This window comes from Flavobacterium defluvii (genome assembly GCF_900129555.1).
GTDB lineage: Bacteria > Bacteroidota > Bacteroidia > Flavobacteriales > Flavobacteriaceae > Flavobacterium > Flavobacterium defluvii.
This window is the reverse complement of the sequence record NZ_FQWC01000012.1, coordinates 1-14,963: the sequence shown is the minus strand read 5'-3', so window position 1 is coordinate 14,963 and position 14,963 is coordinate 1. Positions and strand designations below refer to the sequence as shown.

Sequence of the window (14,963 nt, the reverse complement as noted above, 5' to 3'; positions counted from 1 at the left end):
TTTCTAAAAGTAAATGCGAAGTTTATTTTAAGATGTTATGGAAGAAAGTTCGCAAAGCTATCGTTTTATCAATAAGACAAAACCAATATCTAAGGAATTTTAGAATTTAATGTGTGGCAATTTTTCTCCTAAAAGATTTATTTTCTGCTGAAGTTTGGCTAAGAATTTTTGGTGCTGTTCAGATTCTGGATTGAAACTTCTGTGACGCAGACTTTTTTGTATTTCGTCTACTTCCTGCATTGTTGAAATACTTTCCTCCGAAATGTAATTTTCACTGAACAATTTCCAGATATAATCGATTGCGATTTGGTTGGGATGCAGCATATCTTCATTGTAAAAACGATAATCACGAAGTTCGTCCATCATGATTTCATAAGAAGGAAAGTAATTATGAATTGTGAATTGTGAATTGTGAATTTTTAAAACTTGGTGTAAAGCTGTAAATAAATGTGATTTACTTAATTGATTTTCTACAAAACCGTCTTTTATATGACGAACGGGAGAAATCGTAAAAATGAAATTTATGTTTGGATTTAAAGTCTGAATTAAATCTATTGTATTCTGAATACTTTTTTGAATTACTTCAATTGGTAATAATTCTTTTGAGAATTTTTTTTGAGGAACTTTATGGCAATTGGCAGTAACTTCAGCACTTTCTAAATTTCTATAAATCCATGAAGTCCCAAAAGTGATAATAATATGAGTGGCTTCTTTGATTTTTTTATTTGTTTCTGAAATGGCTTTATTAAGCGTTTCCAATAATTCTTGTCGGTCAGCATTGCTTAAATCTGAATGAACTTCAAAACTATGCCAGCGTTCGTTATGAAAAAAAACATCTTTTTCCTGAAACCATTCTTCTTTACAAACTCTGCTAAATAATTTTTCAATTGAAACCGGATTAAATATTATTCCAAACGGATTCGTTTCATTTTGGAATTTAAAATAGTCAAATTTCTCCGCCATGTTTTCTGCAAAACAAGAACCCACAGAAAGTATTTTCGAATTATAATCGATTGGTGAATTACTTTTTGAAATTGGAATTTGGGTTCTGAACTGCATGACTTTTTTAATTCAAAAATACAGCTTAAAACTCATTTACTAAACAAAAAAATCCCCAAAATCAATTGTTGACAGTGGGGAATTTCTATTTTTTAAAATCTGATTAGTAAAAAATCTCAAATTTTTCAGAATTTTTACTGTCTCCAGAAAATATTTCTGTTAGGAATTTGTCAGCGTTATATTTGTTTGTAGATGTTACTGTAGCAGTTTGAGTAACAGCACCTGAACTATTATAATTTGTAGTTACATTTTTTACTGTATTATTTAACGAATAAAAATCGAAATGACTATCAAAATCCAATAAAAGTTTTGCTCCTACTATATTAATAAAAGGACTTTTCTTATCATCAAATGTACTAGTAATTTTTTCCTTCAATACTCCATCAATCAGCTCAGAAGAAACCAAGTTTCCATTTGCAAAAGTGTAAAGTGTTGTTGTATCGTATTTAATCTCTTGCTTGTTGATTATTTGTGACTCATTTGCATTAACAGTCCCATTTGAGTTATAGACAAAAGTTAATTTTTCTTGAGGCGCATTACTAAAAGCCTTAGTAGTGGTTTTAGAAATTAGTTTTCCATTTTCATATGTATATTCATCAGTAGAATACAACACACTTGAACGAAACGATTCAATTTTGGTAATTAAGTCTCCTGTATACGTGTAAACATATCTCGAAGCATCTGAAAGCGCAATGTCTTTTAGTTTGTTACCATCGTAACTTAAAGTATAAGTGAGGCTACCGGAACTTCCGTTTTCCACAGTTGTTTCAACAATTTTTTTTTGGTAATAATGATTGAGAATCTCCATCTTTTGAAGAATCATCATTTGATGAACAAGAAGTAATCGTTAGAGCTAAAGCTCCAAATAGGCATAAAAACTTTTTCATAATGAAAATATTTAGATTTATAATTTCAACAAAAATTAAATTTTCAAAATAATTCAATAAGGAAAATAAGTTTTTTAAGTATCAAAATAAGACATTTTTAAATTTTCCAGAAAACCAACATTAGGTAAAAAATTACATTTTTAATAACAAAAATTGACTTTACAAACTAAAACAATTCCTTACTTTTGCATCTTCCACTTTTCTAAAAATCATATATGAAATTATTATATTCTTACATAATCAAACATAAACTTTTACTGTTTTTTGCTTTGATTATGGCTTCTATCAACATTTGTTTCAGTTTGTCAGATTCTATTATTACCGGTAAATTAATGCAGGATTGCGGCGTTGGTCTGCATAAATATGATGGAAATCTCACAGGTTTTATCAAATCATTATCTTTCTGGCTTGGACTTTCCCTTGCGGCGGCCATGGTTTCCAGAATTACCAAAAACTTTCAGGATTACTTTACTAATGTTGTTATCCAGAGAACCGGCGCTCAAATGTATACCGACGGAATTAAAAAATCTCTCGACTTACCTTATGCAGAATTTGAAGATCAGCGAAGCGGCGAAACTTTAAGCAAATTGACCAAAGTACGTTCTGATTCAGAGAAATTAATTACGCTTTCGATTTCGCTTATCTTCCAAACCATTATCGGATTCATATTTGTAATTCTGTATGTTGCAAGAATTGATTTCCGAATTTCGATTATCTTTTTAATTACAGCCCCAATTATCGCTTTGGTAAGTTCTTATTTGGGTAAAAAAATTAAAATTGTTTCTAAGAAAATCGTAAATCAAACAAATGCCTTAGCAGGTTCAACTACAGAAAGTTTACGAAATATTGAACTTGTAAAAAGTCTTGGTTTGACATATCAGGAAGAAAAACGTTTGAATTTAAATACGTTTAAAATCCTACAGTTAGAATTAGAAAAAATCCGTTTTATTCGAAGCTTAAGTTTTATTCAGGGAACAACAGTTCACTTTTTAAGAACCTGTGTCGTTTTTACTTTATATTATTTCTTGTTTGGAGGTAAAATTATCGTTGGAGATTTATTAACGATGGTATTTTTTACTTTTTTCATTTTTGGTCCATTACAGGAGCTTGGGAACTTTATTATTGCGGTTAACGAGACCAAAGTTTCTATGGAAAATTTCAGAACATTATTAAATGCGCCTAAAGAATTCCGTCCAAAAAATCCAAAACATGTTGGAGCAATTCAATCATTATTATTTTCAAATGTGAGTTTTCAGCATAAAACAGCCAAATATAAAGCGGTAGAAAACATCAATTTTGAAATCAAACAAGGTCAGACTGTTGCGTTTGTTGGTCCGTCCGGTTCAGGAAAAACAACTTTAGTAAAATTACTGGTTGGTTTATATACTCCGGCAGAAGGTCAGGTTTTATACAATGATATTGATTCTACAGAAATTGATCTTTTAGATTTAAGAAAACAATTAGGATTCGTAACACAGGATGCACAATTATTTTCAGGAACTATTCGCGAAAACTTACTGTTTGTTAAACCAAATGCAACTGATGAAGAATTATATGATGCTTTAAAACGTGCAAGCTGTGACAAACTTCTTAAACGTGCCGAAGATGGTTTAAACACCACAATTGGTGAAGGTGGAATTAAAGTTTCTGGTGGCGAAAAACAGCGTTTGTCTATTGCAAGAGCTATTCTTAGAAATCCGAATTTATTGATTTTTGATGAAGCTACTTCTGCTTTGGATTCTATTACAGAAGAAGAAATTAATGCTACAATCAGAAATATATCAGACAAAAATAGAATTACAGTTTTAATTGCGCACCGTTTATCAACCGTAATGCATGCCGATAGAATTTTCGTTTTAGAACAAGGAAAAATCATCGAGCAAGGAAAACACGAAGATTTAATTATTGAAAAAGGATTGTATTATGCGATGTGGCGCCAGCAGATTGGAGAAAGAAAATAGTTGCGTTTAAAGAATCTCGCAAAGTCACAGAGTCGCAAAGTTTTATTTTTATAAGCTTTGCGACTTTTTTATTCTAAGTTTTTAATAAAGATTTGAAACTACTCTTTTTATACCAAACTTAATTATTGGCACATTAAAATTTATAAGTAGACCTAATTTCATTTTTGTTATTTTTAAATAAGTTAAAACTTGTTTCGCATGAACATCTGTTAGTTGTTCAATTGATTTAATTTCTAGAATTACTTTGTTTTCAACTATCAAATCTGCTCTAAAGCCAATATCTAAGTTTATTTGATCCCAAATAACAGGTAACGTTTTTTGTCTTTCTACACTCAATCCTCTTTTTGTCAATTCATGATACAAAATAGCTTCATAAACTGATTCTAATAAACCTGGACCAAGTTTGACGTGTATTTTATAACAAGTATCAACTACTATAGCCGAAATTTCATTTTCAGTCACATTTAATAATTTAAAGTAAAAACTTACAAAGTTAAAATTATAAAACAAAAAAAATCGCAAAGCTTAAAAAAACTTTGCGACTCTGCGTCTTTGCGAGATTAAAAAGACTACTGTATAAACTTAACTGCGTGAGCCAAAGCCTCAGCAATTCCGTTTGCATTTTTACCTTTTCCAGATGCGAAGAAAGGCTGCCCTCCTCCATTTCCTTCAATATATTTACCTAATTCTTTGATTACTGCATTAGCATTTAAACTTTTACTTGCAACCAATTCTTTAGCGATATAGCAGTGAATATTTGGCAGACCATCTTCTACAGAAGCTAAAAACACAAAAGAATCTGGTTTAGAACTTCCTAAAGCCTGAGCTAAATCTTTTGTAGAAGCCATGCTTAAATCTACTTGTTTTGCAAGGAAATTTACTCCGTTTACTTCTTGGAAATCTTTCTCTAATTCCGTTTTTAACGAACTTACTTTTTCTTTCAATAACTGCTCTACTTGTTTTTTCAATTTAGCATTATCATCCTGAAGTGAAGCAACAGATTTTAAAATATCCTGTGGATTTTTAAGCGTTTCTTTTATTTCTGCCAATGTGTTTTCCTGATTTAGATAGAAGTTTTTCACTGCATCTCCGGTAATTGCTTCGATACGACGAATTCCAGCCGCAACAGCACCTTCAGAAATAATTTTAAAATGCCAGATATCAGCTGTATTTTTTACGTGAATACCACCGCATAATTCTTTACTTTCTCCAAATTCAATCATACGAACTGTATCGCCATATTTCTCACCAAATAAAGCCATTGCGCCTTTATCCAATGCTTCCTGAATTGGAATATTTCTGTGTTCAACCAACTGTAATTGCGCTTCAATCTGAGCATTTACAGAAGCTTCAACTTGTTTGATTTCTTCATCAGAAACTTTGCTGAAATGAGAAAAGTCAAAACGTAAATAATTTGGATTTACCAATGATCCTTTTTGCTCAACATGCGTTCCTAATATGTTTCTTAAAGCCAAATGCATTAAATGCGTAGCCGAATGATTTTTTGAAGTTGATGCTCTTAAATCAGTATTTACTTTTGCCACAAAACCTGCCTCTACATTTTCAGGAAGCTGTTTTGCAAAATGCAAAATCAGGTTATTTTCTTTCTTAGTATCGATAATTTCAATTGTTTCATTTGCAGAAACCAATGTTCCTTTATCACCAACTTGTCCTCCACCTTCTGGATAAAAAGGTGTATTGTCTAAAACAATTTGGTACAAAATACCATCTTTCTTAGAATCAACTTTTCTGATACGAGTAATTTTTACTTCGTTTTCTGTTTTATCATAACCCACAAATGTTTCTACATTTCCGGGAATCAAAACATTCCAGTCTTCTGTTGAAACTTCAGAAGCGGCACGAGAACGTGTTTTCTGTTTTTGCAATTCAACTTCAAATTCAGCTTCATTATAAGAGAAACCTTTTTCTTTTAAAATTAAAGCAGTTAAATCTTTTGGAAAACCAAATGTATCATACAATTCAAAAACCTTTGCTCCTGAAACTTCTTTTCCACTAGTTTCAGCTACAACATTTTCTAACAATTGCAATCCTTGCTCTAAAGTTCTTAGGAAAGAAGCTTCTTCTTCACGAATTACATTGGTTACTAATTGCTGCTGTGATTTAATTTCCGGGAAAAATTCTCCCATTTGATTAGCCAGAACTTCTACCAATTTATTGATAAAAGGTTCTTTTGTGTTCAAGAATGTAAATCCGTAACGAATGGCACGACGCAAAATTCTACGAATAACATATCCAGCTCCAGTGTTTGATGGCAATTGTCCGTCGGCAATGGCAAAAGCAACCGCACGAACGTGATCTACTACAACACGAATTGCGATGTTGATTTTATTTTGTTCTTCTGAGATATTTTTAACCTCGTCAGATGTATATTTTAATCCTGTAATCTGTTCTACTTTTTCAATAAGCGGTGTAAAAACATCCGTATCATAATTTGATGTTTTTCCTTGCAAAGCCATACACAAACGCTCAAATCCCATTCCGGTATCAACGTGCTGTGCAGGAAGTTTTTCAAGAGATCCGTCAGCTTTACGGTTGAATTCCATGAATACATTATTCCAGATTTCAACTACCTGTGGGTGATCATTATTTACTAGACTTTTTCCTGTAACTAAAGCTTTTTCAGATTCCGGACGTAAATCAACGTGAATTTCAGAACAAGGTCCGCATGGTCCCTGATCTCCCATTTCCCAGAAATTATCTTTTTTATTTCCAAGAATAATTCGGTCTTCGTCGATTAATGTTTTCCAGATATCCCAAGCTTCCTGATCAAAAGGCACATTATCTTCTTTACTTCCTTCAAAAACAGAAACATAAAGATTTTCTTTTGGAATTTTGTAAACTTCTGTCAAAAGCTGCCAAGCCCAGTTGATTGCTTCTTTTTTAAAGTAATCTCCAAATGACCAGTTTCCAAGCATCTCAAACATAGTATGATGATACGTATCAAAACCTACATCTTCCAGATCGTTATGTTTTCCCGAAACACGAAGACATTTTTGCGTATCGGCTATTCTTGGACTTTTTGGAGTTCCGTTCCCTAAGAAAAATTCTTTAAACTGGGCCATTCCCGAGTTATTGAACATTAGGGTTGGATCGTCTTTAAGAACGATGGGAGCCGATGGAACAATTAAGTGTCCATTGCTTTTAAAAAAGTCTAAAAATTGCTTACGTACGTCTTGTGATTTCATATTTAAATTAGAAAAATGTGTCAATTTAATGTGTCAATTTGAAAATTAGACAATTAGATAATTCCTTTGTTTGATGATGCTTTTATTTTAAAATTGAAATTAAAAAACTTATCGTTTAAAACAATAAATTCCTTATTTTGCGCATTATCTAATTATCTAATTTGCCCCAATTATCTAATTAACCTGTTCTTGAAAAAAAGCGACAAACAATTGAAACATTTATTGATTTTGTTCGTCTAACTTATTTTGCAAGCTGCAAAAATAGCGTATTTTAAAATATGGCGAAAGTAAAATATTATTACGATCCGGAAAATCTGGCTTATACAAAAATAAAAACCAGAAAAAGAATAAAAATTGGTTATGCATTACTGTTTTTAGTGGCTTCGGCCTTGTTCGGGTTTCTGGTGTTTGTTCTCTTAATTAATACGCCTTATTTTGAAACACCAAAAGATCGTCTGCAGGCTCGTGAAATTGAAAATTTAAAACTGCAGTATGCTATTTTAAATAAAAAACTCGACGAAATTGATGATGCTGCAGATGCTCTTGAAGAACGTGATAATAATATTTACAGAGTATATTTTAATAAAACCGAAATTCCGGATTCTATTAGAAAAGCAGGTTTTAGAAATTCTGAAAGATATAAAGTGTTAGAAGGTTATAATAACTCTCAGTTGGTTTTGAATACTACCAAACGAGTTGACAAACTTTCCAAACAATTGGCTATTCAGTCTAAATCGCTGGATGAAATAGTAAAATTAGCAGGAACTAAAAAAAATCTGTTATCAGCAATTCCGGCAATTCAGCCCGTTCGAAATGAAAATTTAAAACGTGTTGCTTCCGGATTTGGATACAGAATCGATCCTTTCACGAAAGTGCGAAAAATGCATAACGGAATGGATTTTACAGCCAACACAGGTGCACCGGTTTATGCCACCGGAGATGGCATTGTGGCACGAGCTGACAACACCGCATCGGGCTTTGGGAATCATGTCGTGATCAGGCACGGTTTTGGATATGAGAGTTTGTACGCGCATTTAAGCAAATACAACTGCAGACCCGGACAACATGTCAAACGCGGTGATGTAATTGGTTACGTAGGAAGCACAGGAAGATCTGAAGGGCCGCATTGCCATTATGAAGTTCATAAAGACGGCAATGTAGTAAATCCGCTGAACTTCTATTACGGAAATATTTCGGCGGCAGAATATGTGGCAATATCACAAATGGCAAACCAGGAAAATCAATCATTAGATTAATACTACAAAAAGTATTATTTTTGAAATAAATTAGAAACAAAAACATGCACATTGAGCTTTCAAAAGACAAAAGATATTACAGCATTGGCGAAGTTGCCAAAGCCTTTAATGTCAATGCATCATTGATACGATTTTGGGACAGCGAATTTGACATTCTAAAACCCAAAAAGAACGCCAAAGGCAACAGAATGTTTACGCCGGAAGATGTAACCAACCTGCAATTGATTTATCATTTGGTAAAAGAAAGAGGTTTTACCCTTGAAGGAGCCAAAACACATTTAAAAGAAGGCCAGAAGAAAACATTAGATAAATTCGAAATAATACGTAAATTAGAATCCATAAAAACGCAATTAAACGACATCAAAAACGAATTGTAATTAAAAATAGAAATAAACTTAAATCAAAACAAATATGAAAAAGTGGTTAATCCCTGTTGGAATTATTGTAGCACTTATTGCTATCATCGCATTTTGGTCGATTGGAATTAAAAATACTGCTTTACAACATAGTCAGGCTGTAAACAAAGAATGGGGAAATGTTCAAACGGCTTACCAAAGACGTAATGATCTTATTGGAAATTTAGTAAATACTGTAAAAGGTGCTGCTGATTTTGAAAAGTCGACTCTAACGGCAGTAATCGAAGCTCGTGCAAAAGCAACTTCTGTAACTATTGACCCAAGTAATGTAACTCCTGAGCAATTGGCACAATTCAACCAGGCACAAAGTGGTGTAACTTCATCATTATCAAAATTATTAGTTTCTGTTGAGCAGTATCCAACTTTAAAAGCTAATGAAAACTTCTTGAAATTACAGGATGAATTAGCCAGCACAGAAAACCAAATTTTAACAGCAAGAACTCGTTTCAACGAATCTGTACAAACATACAATGGATATGTTTTAAAAATTCCAAACAATTGGTTCTTAAGCGAATATAAAGAAAAACCATATTTCGAAGCTTCTACAGGTGCAGACAAACCAGTTGAAGTAAAATTCTAAAAGAATTAACATTTTTAGAAAATAATCTAAAATCTAAAATAATAACTCTAAAATATTTCACATGTCAAAAGTAGAAGATTTTTTAACCAAGGAAGAAGAGCAGGAAATTATTGAAGCTATTCGTGTGGCTGAAGAAAATACTTCTGGCGAAATTAGGGTTCATATAGAAAAAACTACTTCTAAAGCTCATTTTGAAAGAGCTTTAGAAGTTTTTCATGAATTGCGAATGGATGAAACAAAACTAAAAAATGGTGTATTGCTCTATTTTGCAGTTGATGATAAAAACTTCGTGATTTGCGGCGACAAAGGAATTAATGATCTTGTTGCTGATGATTTTTGGGATTGCACCAAAGATGTCATGGTAAATCACTTTAAATCCGGAAATTTTAAGCAGGGAATTGTCGATGGTATTTTAAATGCCGGAGAACAGCTTAAAAAATATTTTCCATCTCAGGAAGACGATATAAACGAATTATCTAACGAAATCTCAAAAGGATAAATAATGAAAAATTCCAATAATAAAATCTCAAATTCCAATAGAATTTTTCAGTTTAGCTTTTTGTTTATCGCGTTTTTTATCTGCAATACTATTTTTGCTCAATTTGATATTCCTAAGAAACCAGATTTTCAAACTTCTGTTTACGATTACGCCAATCTTTTAAGTGCTTCGGAAAAAACTCAGTTAGAAGAAAAGTTAATTCGTTATTCTGATTCAACTTCAACTCAAATTGTTGTTATTACCATCGAAAGCTTAAAAGGCGAAGATATTGGAATTCTAACGCCAAAATGGGCTCATGAATGGGGAATTGGACAAGCAAAAGAAGATAATGGTGTTTTAATTTTATTGGCTAAAGCCGAAAGAAAAATATGGATTTCTCCTGGTTACGGATTAGAGGACCGTTTAACAGCAGGAATTGGTGGAGAAATTACAAGAAATATTATTATTCCGGAGTTTAAAGCAGGAAGTTATTATCGTGGGCTAGACAAAGGCGCCGATGCACTTTTTGATGTTTTTAAAGGAAAATACAAAGGCGAACGCAAACAATCTAAAGGAAAAGATTTTCCAATACTTCCATTTATTGTAATTGTTGTAATTGTTTTAATTTTACTTTCACGAGGTAAAAGAGGCGGCGGAAATTCAGGCAGCAGCGGCGGCGGTCCAAGTTTAATGGATGTAATTCTTTTGAGCAGTCTTGGCAGAAGCAGCGGCGGTGGATTTGGAGGTTTTGGTGGAGGATCATCTGGCGGAGGCGGAGGCTTTGGTGGCGGTTTTGGCGGTGGAGGCTTCTCTGGCGGAGGTTCTGGAGGAAGCTGGTAATTTCATTTTGTTTCAAGTTTTCAGTTTCAAGTTTAAATTCATACATTTACATTTTACAATTAATTATATAGATGTTATCACATAAAGCAAAATACGCCCTTAAGGCCTTACTTTATTTAGCAGAACAAGACGAAAATCACATTTCTAGAACAATAGAAATCGCTGATGGCGCTAATATTCCTAAAAAGTTTTTAGAACAGATTCTTTTAGACTTAAAACGAGGACGTTTTGTGAGTAGTAAACAGGGAAAATTTGGCGGATATTATCTGATAAAATCAAAAAATGACATCACATTGGCAGAAATTCACCGATTATTTGACGGTGCAATTGCACTCTTGCCATGCGCTTCTTTAAATTTCTATGAGCCTTGTTCTGACTGTAAAACCGAGTCTGAATGCAGTCTGCGTCACGGTTTAATGCTTATTAGAGACAAAACTTTAAAGGCTATGGAAGGCATCACAATCGCCTCATTAGTAAAAAAATAAAAAAATATTTCCTAAAGTCTAGTAAATCGATAGAATTAATTATATATTTGCCAAAAATAATTAACAAACCATTTACAAAATTTTAACTCATGAAAGTACATTTTAGTTCATCAGGTGTATCAAAACTTTTGCAAAATAAACAAACAAAGCTTTCTGCTTCTGTAAAAAGAAATTCATCTTTAATGTGTATATGTTGATTTAAAAAAATTTATTTTAAATTCTACTAATCACATATACTTAATATAAAAATGAAAACATCTTTACAAAATATCTTTACAATATTATTCTTTCTAACTTTCTCTATATCATTTGCTCAAAACATTGAAGGTGTAGTAACAACAAGTGAAAACATTCCTTTAGAAGCTGTTAACGTGGTGGTTAAAGGAACTACAAACAGTGCTTTAACAGACAACAGTGGTAAATTCGTAATCGATACAAAAGGAAGATTACCATTGACACTTTTAATTCAGTATGTTGGATATACAACTGCCGAAATTGAAGTTACATCAATTCCTGTAAATCCAATTCAGGTTGCACTAAAAGAAGAAAATGAACTTATTGAAGTTGTAGTTTCTTCAAGACGAAGAATTGAAAAAGTTCAGGATGTGCCAATTGCCATTTCTGTTATTACAGGAAAACAAGCAGAACAAACCGGTGCTTTTAATGTAAACCGCATTAAAGAATTAGTTCCTTCGGTTCAGTTATATTCTTCTAACCCAAGAAATACCGGTATCAATATTAGAAGTTTAGGCTCTCCTTTCGGATTAACAAATGACGGAATTGATCCGGGTGTAGGTTTTTATGTTGATGGTGTGTATTACGCACGTCCGGCTGCGACAACTCTTGATTTTATTGATGTAGAACAAATCGAGGTTTTACGTGGTCCGCAAGGTTCTTTGTTTGGAAAAAATACAACTTCCGGAGCTTTCAATATTACAACTCGCAAACCTAGTTTTACTTCTGGTGCTGATTTTGAAGTTAGTTACGGAAATTATTCTTTCCTTCAGGCTAAGTCTTCTGTAACTGGTGCCTTAGGTAAAAAAGTAGCAGGTAGATTATCTTTCTCAGGCACTTCACGTGATGGTTTGGTTGATAATATCGTAACAGGCAGACCAACAAACACTTTAAGTAATCAAGGACTTAGAGGTCAATTGCTTTGGACCCCAACTGTAAATACAAATGTTATTTTTGCTGCTGATATTACAACACAGCGCCCTGATGGATATGCTCAGGTTGTAGCTGGTGTTGCTCCAACACAAAGAGCTGCTTACCGTCAGTTTAATGCCATTATTGCCGATTTAAATTATCAGCTTCCGAGCTTGAATGCTTTTGATCGTAAAATTGATCATGATACACCATGGCGCTCAAATCAGGATATGGGAGGTTTCTCTTTAAACATTGATACAAAAATTGGAGCCGGAACACTTACTTCGACAACTGCATGGCGTTTTTGGAACTGGGATCCATCAAATGATAGAGATTTTACAGGATTACAAGTATTGGCTAAATCTCAAAACCCAACAAGACAAACACAAATTACTCAGGAAGTTCGATACGCAGGGCAAATTACTTCTAAAATTAGTGGTGTAGCGGGAGTTTTCTTTATCGATCAAACATCTCAAACAGATGGAACTGAAGAATCTGGAAACGCACAATGGAGATTTTCTCAAAGTACTACAAGTAACTTATGGAAAACACCTGGATTATTTGAAGGTTACGGAATTAAAACAGATGCCAGAATCAGAGCTTCGAGTGCAGCAGTATTTGGGCAAATTGACTGGGCAATTACAGATCGTCTTCACCTTTTACCAGGTTTAAGATATAATTTTGATAAAAAAGATGCTCATTATGCGCGTACAACATACGGAGGTTTACAAACAACGGATCCGCAATTATTGGCTTTGAAAAAATTAGTTTACTCTGATCAGGCATTTGATTCTAGTACTGATAACACTGATTTTTCTGGAAATATTACGGTTACTTTTAAGGCTTCAGACAAAATCAACGCTTATGGAACTTTTGCAAAAAGCTACAAACCAGTTGGTGTAAACGTTGCCGGACTTCCAACAGATTCAAAAGGCCAGCCATTACTTAATTTAGCGGTTATTAAACCAGAAAAAGTATACCATTATGAAGTTGGAGTAAAAACTTCTCCTTTCAGAAATTCAATCTTTAATATAGCATTATTTAAAACAGATATTAAAGATTTCCAAACTAACGTTCAGGCTGCTGAATTAGGGGTAAACCGTGGTTATCTTGCAAACGCAGATAAAGTACGCGTACAAGGTGTTGAAGTAGATGGAAGCTTCGTTGTGAGTTCAAATTTAACTATAAACGGTGCTGTAACTTATACAGATGGTACTTATGTAAAATTTACAAACGCACCACTTCCTTTAGAAGAAACCGGAGCACCTGTATCTTTTAAAGATGTTTCCGGAACTAATCTTCCAGGAGCTTCAAGATGGGCTGGATCTTTAGGAGGTGAACTTTCTGATAATGCAAAATTCTTTGGAAACGCAGGAAAGGTTTTCCTTGCTGTTGATTCTTACGCTCGTTCTGAATTTTCTTCAAGCCCTTCGGCTTCAAAATATTTAGTTGTACAGGGATATGCGATTTTTAATGCTCGCTTAGGTTTCCGTGCAACACAAGGTTTATCAGTTCACTTCTGGGGACGTAACCTTTTAAACAAAGATTATTATGAGCAATTATTACCGGCAGGAGGAAATGCAGGACAATATGCAGGTGTTTTAGGTGATCAAAGAACATACGGAATTACACTAAAATACAACTTATAATAAAAATTAAAACTAAAAACTAAAGTAACGGGATACGTTTAATACGTATCTCGTTTTTTTATTTACAAAAGACCGAAATCACAAATTAGTATTTAAAACAATTTTTATTCTTCTATAAATCAAATCTGCTTTGTATATATTCGCAGCCTGAATTTAGCATTTGAATGAAGATTTTCAAATTAATAATTGTTTTAGGATTAATAAGTCCTTTTTTATCGGCACAAAGTATAAAAAAAACAGATCAGCAAACGCTGACCTGGATTCGTTATTATAATATTTTGCCTCTAACCGAAAAATGGGCTTTACATTCTGAATTTGACAATCGAAGTTTTGTTAATCCTATCCATCAAAATTTATTTGTAATAAGAGCTCAAGGTCGATATCGGGCAACAAAACTCGTTGATCTTGGTGGCGGTTTTGCTTATTTTAACGTAAATACTCAGGACCCAAATAATGATCCTGATTTTTCGGTTCCAGAATATCGTATCCAGCAAGATGTTACACTCATAAATGATATTGCAAAAATTACTTTTCATAATCGTTTTCAGCTTGAAGAACGTTTTATGCAGAAATCTACCAAAACTGAATTACTTGATGATTTCTCATTTGCCTATCGATTTCGATATAGAATGCAGTCAACTTTTGATTTGTGGAAAAAAGAAAAACAAAGTTTAAAAGGAACAATTTCTGATGAGATAATGTTCAACTTTGGAAAAGACAATAAACGAAATACTTTCGATCAAAATCGTTTTTACACCGCGCTTCGCTATCATATAAATCCCAATATTGGATTGGAATTAGGATATTTAAAGAGTTTTCAAAGACGCGCCAGCGGTGTAGATTTTTATGATCGTGATATTATTCGTTTTACTTTTTATCATAGAATTGATCGTAAGATTTGATTTTAGATTTTAGATTTTAGATTTTAGATTTTAGATTTTAGATTTTAGATTTTAGATTTTAGATTTTAGATTTTAGATTTTAGATTTTAGATTTTAGA

At 33.0% G+C, this 14,963-nt stretch carries 13 protein-coding genes; 9 read left to right on the top strand and 4 right to left on the bottom strand.

Going from position 1 to position 14,963, the window contains the following annotated elements:
* Positions 1 to 99: 99 nt before the first annotated feature.
* Together BUC29_RS19600 and BUC29_RS19595 are read right to left on the bottom strand one after the other, a co-directional pair.
* Complete coding sequence (locus tag BUC29_RS19600; RefSeq protein WP_073418061.1) at positions 100 to 1,059, bottom strand: GSCFA domain-containing protein; 960 nt, start codon at positions 1,057 to 1,059, stop codon at positions 100 to 102.
* A gap of 103 nt (positions 1,060 to 1,162) precedes the next feature.
* On the bottom strand, positions 1,163 to 1,867 hold the full coding sequence (locus BUC29_RS19595) for a hypothetical protein (protein ID WP_139260566.1): 705 nt from the start codon (positions 1,865 to 1,867) through the stop codon (positions 1,163 to 1,165).
* A 294-nt stretch (positions 1,868 to 2,161) separates the two neighbouring features.
* Here BUC29_RS19595 and BUC29_RS19590 point away from each other — a divergent pair, with 294 nt between their 5' ends.
* Complete coding sequence (locus BUC29_RS19590; RefSeq protein WP_073418056.1) at positions 2,162 to 3,907, top strand: ABC transporter ATP-binding protein; 1,746 nt, start codon at positions 2,162 to 2,164, stop codon at positions 3,905 to 3,907.
* An 81-nt stretch (positions 3,908 to 3,988) separates the two neighbouring features.
* On the opposite strand, the gene BUC29_RS19585 is transcribed toward BUC29_RS19590, so the two are convergent.
* Complete coding sequence (locus BUC29_RS19585) at positions 3,989 to 4,369, bottom strand: GxxExxY protein (RefSeq protein WP_073418054.1); 381 nt, start codon at positions 4,367 to 4,369, stop codon at positions 3,989 to 3,991.
* A 107-nt stretch (positions 4,370 to 4,476) separates the two neighbouring features.
* The gene (gene alaS / locus BUC29_RS19580) at positions 4,477 to 7,113 is read right to left on the bottom strand and encodes an alanine--tRNA ligase (protein WP_073418052.1); all 2,637 of its coding nucleotides are present in this window, start codon (positions 7,111 to 7,113) and stop codon (positions 4,477 to 4,479) included.
* Positions 7,114 to 7,391: 278 nt separating this feature from the next.
* Between alaS and BUC29_RS19575 the strand changes: the two genes are divergently transcribed.
* From BUC29_RS19575 to BUC29_RS19540, 8 genes are all read left to right on the top strand, one after another.
* Positions 7,392 to 8,369, top strand: coding sequence for a M23 family metallopeptidase (locus tag BUC29_RS19575; protein WP_073418050.1), 978 nt, complete (start codon positions 7,392 to 7,394; stop codon positions 8,367 to 8,369).
* 44 nt (positions 8,370 to 8,413) lie between these two features.
* On the top strand, positions 8,414 to 8,746 hold the full coding sequence (locus tag BUC29_RS19570) for a MerR family transcriptional regulator (RefSeq protein WP_057123892.1): 333 nt from the start codon (positions 8,414 to 8,416) through the stop codon (positions 8,744 to 8,746).
* A 34-nt stretch (positions 8,747 to 8,780) separates the two neighbouring features.
* Positions 8,781 to 9,365, top strand: coding sequence for a LemA family protein (locus BUC29_RS19565; protein WP_073418048.1), 585 nt, complete (start codon positions 8,781 to 8,783; stop codon positions 9,363 to 9,365).
* A 61-nt stretch (positions 9,366 to 9,426) separates the two neighbouring features.
* A complete protein-coding gene (locus tag BUC29_RS19560) occupies positions 9,427 to 9,864 on the top strand; it encodes a TPM domain-containing protein (protein ID WP_073418046.1) in 438 nt (145 codons plus the stop codon).
* A gap of 3 nt (positions 9,865 to 9,867) precedes the next feature.
* Positions 9,868 to 10,683: a TPM domain-containing protein gene (locus BUC29_RS19555; protein WP_073418044.1), complete on the top strand. Its 816-nt coding sequence runs from the start codon at positions 9,868 to 9,870 to the stop codon at positions 10,681 to 10,683.
* Positions 10,684 to 10,754: 71 nt separating this feature from the next.
* The gene (locus BUC29_RS19550; RefSeq protein ID WP_026730483.1) at positions 10,755 to 11,168 is read left to right on the top strand and encodes an RrF2 family transcriptional regulator; all 414 of its coding nucleotides are present in this window, start codon (positions 10,755 to 10,757) and stop codon (positions 11,166 to 11,168) included.
* Between the two features lie 248 nt (positions 11,169 to 11,416).
* Positions 11,417 to 13,963: a TonB-dependent receptor gene (locus BUC29_RS19545; RefSeq protein WP_073418042.1), complete on the top strand. Its 2,547-nt coding sequence runs from the start codon at positions 11,417 to 11,419 to the stop codon at positions 13,961 to 13,963.
* Positions 13,964 to 14,127: 164 nt separating this feature from the next.
* Positions 14,128 to 14,865, top strand: coding sequence for a DUF2490 domain-containing protein (locus tag BUC29_RS19540; protein WP_073418040.1), 738 nt, complete (start codon positions 14,128 to 14,130; stop codon positions 14,863 to 14,865).
* Positions 14,866 to 14,963 lie beyond the last annotated feature (98 nt).

Coding starts and splice junctions, on each gene's coding strand:
- BUC29_RS19550 (WP_026730483.1), top strand. CDS start 10,755: ATGTTATCACATAAAGCAAAATACGCCCTTAAGGCCTTACTTTATTTA.
- BUC29_RS19545 (WP_073418042.1), top strand. CDS start 11,417: ATGAAAACATCTTTACAAAATATCTTTACAATATTATTCTTTCTAACT.
- BUC29_RS19595 (WP_139260566.1), bottom strand. CDS start 1,867: ATGGAGATTCTCAATCATTATTACCAAAAAAAAATTGTTGAAACAACT.
- BUC29_RS19575 (WP_073418050.1), top strand. CDS start 7,392: ATGGCGAAAGTAAAATATTATTACGATCCGGAAAATCTGGCTTATACA.
- BUC29_RS19555 (WP_073418044.1), top strand. CDS start 9,868: ATGAAAAATTCCAATAATAAAATCTCAAATTCCAATAGAATTTTTCAG.
- BUC29_RS19560 (WP_073418046.1), top strand. CDS start 9,427: ATGTCAAAAGTAGAAGATTTTTTAACCAAGGAAGAAGAGCAGGAAATT.
- BUC29_RS19570 (WP_057123892.1), top strand. CDS start 8,414: ATGCACATTGAGCTTTCAAAAGACAAAAGATATTACAGCATTGGCGAA.
- BUC29_RS19600 (WP_073418061.1), bottom strand. CDS start 1,059: ATGCAGTTCAGAACCCAAATTCCAATTTCAAAAAGTAATTCACCAATC.
- BUC29_RS19565 (WP_073418048.1), top strand. CDS start 8,781: ATGAAAAAGTGGTTAATCCCTGTTGGAATTATTGTAGCACTTATTGCT.
- alaS (WP_073418052.1), bottom strand. CDS start 7,113: ATGAAATCACAAGACGTACGTAAGCAATTTTTAGACTTTTTTAAAAGC.
- BUC29_RS19540 (WP_073418040.1), top strand. CDS start 14,128: ATGAAGATTTTCAAATTAATAATTGTTTTAGGATTAATAAGTCCTTTT.
- BUC29_RS19590 (WP_073418056.1), top strand. CDS start 2,162: ATGAAATTATTATATTCTTACATAATCAAACATAAACTTTTACTGTTT.